Source organism: Cellulosimicrobium funkei (assembly GCF_001019615.1).
GTDB lineage: Bacteria > Actinomycetota > Actinomycetes > Actinomycetales > Cellulomonadaceae > Cellulosimicrobium > Cellulosimicrobium cellulans_E.
Genome location: NZ_JNBQ01000074.1, coordinates 1 through 2,878, shown reverse-complemented (window position 1 = coordinate 2,878; position 2,878 = coordinate 1). Strand labels below are relative to the sequence as shown.

Annotated in this window: 1 protein-coding gene and 1 pseudogene; one reads left to right on the top strand and one right to left on the bottom strand. The window is 73.7% G+C overall.

The window, feature by feature from the left end; genetic code table 11:
* Window positions 1–92: 92 nt before the first annotated feature.
* Complete coding sequence (gene dxs / locus FB00_RS20695) at window positions 93–2,006, bottom strand: 1-deoxy-D-xylulose-5-phosphate synthase (protein ID WP_047234808.1); 1,914 nt, start codon at window positions 2,004–2,006, stop codon at window positions 93–95.
* Between the two features lie 203 nt (window positions 2,007–2,209).
* Between dxs and FB00_RS20690 the strand changes: the two are divergent.
* A pseudogene (locus FB00_RS20690) lies at window positions 2,210–2,878 on the top strand (IMP dehydrogenase); the annotation flags it as partial.

The window sequence follows — 2,878 nt, the reverse complement described above, 5'->3', positions numbered from 1 at the left end:
ACCTAGCGCGCCCGGCCCGGCTGTCGCCGCGGTGTCCGCGCCGGGAGCGCTGCGCTCCGGCGGCCGTCCCGCGCGCCGGGCGCGGACCGTGCTCAGCCGCGCGCGAGGGCCGCGAGGGCGTCCAGCACGTCGCGCGCGACGTCGGCCGCGGTGAGCCGGTACGCCGAGGCGATCTGGTCGCGGGTCGCGTGGTCGAGGAACCGCGCGGGCAGACCGAGCGCGTGCACGGGCGTGCGCACGCCGGCCTCGAGCGAGCGCTGCGCGAGGAGCGCGCCCACGCCGCCGTCCGCGACGCCGTCCTCGACGCTCACGACGAGGTCGTGCTCGCCCGCGAGCTTGACGAGCGCGCTCGGCATGGGCAGGACCCACGTCGGCGACGCGACGGTGACGTCGACCCCGTGCGCCGTGAGCGACTCCGCCGCCTCCAGGGCGACGCGCGCCATCGAGCCCGGGCCGACGAGCAGGACGCGGGCACGCGGGGCCGCCTCCGAGGTCGCCTCTCCCGTCGCGCCCGCGGGGACCGCGAGCAGGTCGACGCCGTCCACGGTGTCGACGGTGGGCAGCGGGTCCCCGAGCGCCCCCTTGGGGTAGCGCACGACCGTCGGCGCGTCGTCGACGTCCACGGCCTCGCGCAAGGCCGTCCGCAGCGTCTCCTCGTCGCGCGGCGCGGCGAGCCGCAGGCCGGGCACGATGCGCAGCATCGCCATGTCCCACATGCCGTTGTGGCTCGCGCCGTCGTCGCCCGTGATGCCCGCGCGGTCGAGCACGAACGTCACGCCGGCCTTGTGCAGCGCCACGTCCATGAGGACCTGGTCGAACGCGCGGTTGAGGAACGTCGCGTACACGGCGACGACGGGGTGCAGCCCCGCGAACGCCATACCCGCCGCGGACGTGGCCGCGTGCTGCTCGGCGATGCCGACGTCGAACGTGCGCTCCGGGAACGCCTGCGCGAACGGCTTGAGACCCACGGGCTCGAGCATCGCCGCGGTGATCGCGACGACGTCGGACCTCCGGCGGCCGATCTGGACGATCTCGTCCGCGAAGACGCTCGTCCAGCCGAAGCGCGAGGGCGCGACGGGCAGTCCCGTCTCCGGGTGGATCTTCCCGACGGCGTGGAAGCGGTCGGCGACGTCCTGCTCGGCGGGCGTGTACCCACGCCCCTTCTCGGTGAGCGCGTGCACGATCACGGGCGCGCCGTACGCCTTCGCGCGGCGCAGCGCGTGCTCCATGGCCTCCACGTCGTGGCCGTCCACGGGGCCGACGTACTTGATGCCGAGGTCCTCGAACATGCCCTGCGGGGCGACGACGTCCTTGAGGCCCTTCTTCAGGCCGTGCAGCCACTCGTACGCGAACCGGCCGGGCGCGCCGGACCGGTTGAGCGTGCGCTTGCCCCACTGCAGGAAGCTCTCGTAGCCGTGCGTCGTGCGCAGCGTCGACAGGTGGTGCGCGAGGCCGCCGATCGTGGGCGAGTACGAGCGCCCGTTGTCGTTGACGACGACCACGAGCCGCCGGTCCTGGCTCTCCGCGATGTTGTTGAGCGCCTCCCAGGCCATGCCGCCGGTGAGGGCGCCGTCGCCGATGACCGCGACGACGTGCCGGTCGGTGAGGCCGCGCACGACGTTCGCCTTCGCGATGCCGTCGCCCCACGAGAGCGCGGTGGACGCGTGCGAGTTCTCGACGACGTCGTGCTCGGACTCGGCGCGCGACGGGTACCCGGAGAGCCCGCCCTGCTTGCGCAGCGCGGAGAAGTCCTGGCGCCCCGTGAGGAGCTTGTGCACGTAGGACTGGTGGCCCGTGTCGAACACGAAGGTGTCCGTGGGCGACGAGAACACGCGGTGCATCGCGATCGTCAGCTCCACGACCCCCAGGTTCGGGCCGAGGTGGCCGCCCGTGCGGGAGACGGAGTCGACGAGGAACGCCCGGATCTCCGCGGCGAGCTCGCGCGCCTGCCCCGGGGTCAGCCGTTGCACGTCCTCGGGCGAGGTGATCGTGCCAAGCAGGCTCATGCAGATGCTCCGTTCCGTTCCCGTGCGACCAGCCCGACAACTCTAGGCCGTCCGGGCCGATGACCTGCGCCGCGGTGCGCCGGGCGACGGGACCTTCACGTCATTGACGCACACTCGCGCCGCGGACGCACGGACGCGGGATTCGTGGAAGTCTCCTTCCGCAGTGCGGACAACAGTGGGATGCGACCTCGTAGGATGGAGCCATGCGCTTCCTGCCCGGACAGTCCCCTGCGACCGACCTCACGTACGGCGACGTGTTCCTCGTCCCGTCGCGCTCGGAGGTCACCTCGCGCTTCGACGTCGACCTCTCCTCCACGGACGGGACGGGGACCACGATCCCGGTCGTCGTCGCGAACATGACCGCCGTCGCGGGCCGCCGCATGGCCGAGACGGTGTCGCGCCGCGGCGGTGTCGCGATCATCCCGCAGGACGTGCCGACCGACGTCGTCGCCGACGTGGTCGCCGACGTGAAGTCCAAGGACCCCGTCATCGAGACGCCCGTGGTCGTCGGACCGCACGACACCGTCCACACGGCCCTCACGCTCATCGGCAAGCGCGCGCACGGCGCCGCGGTCGTCGTGGACGGCGGGCGCCCGGTCGGCGTGGTCACGGAGGCCGACTGCGCCGACGTCGACCGCTTCACCCAGGTCCACCAGGTGATGACCGACCACCCCCTCGTCCTCGACGCGTCCGTCCTCGACGGCGGCCGCGCCGGGCTCGAGGCGGCGTACGACCAGCTCCACACCGCGCGCCTCAAGGTCGCGCCCGTGACGCGCGACGGCGCGCTCGTCGGCGTGCTCACGCGCAAGGGCGCGCTGCGCTCGTCGGTCTCGCACCCGCGCTCGACGCGGCCGGCCGTCTGCGCGTGGGCG

Bases quoted from the DNA above. Each gene is read 5' to 3' on its own strand.
- dxs (WP_047234808.1), bottom strand. From the start codon at position 2,006: ATGAGCCTGCTTGGCACGATCACCTCGCCCGAGGACGTGCAACGGCTG.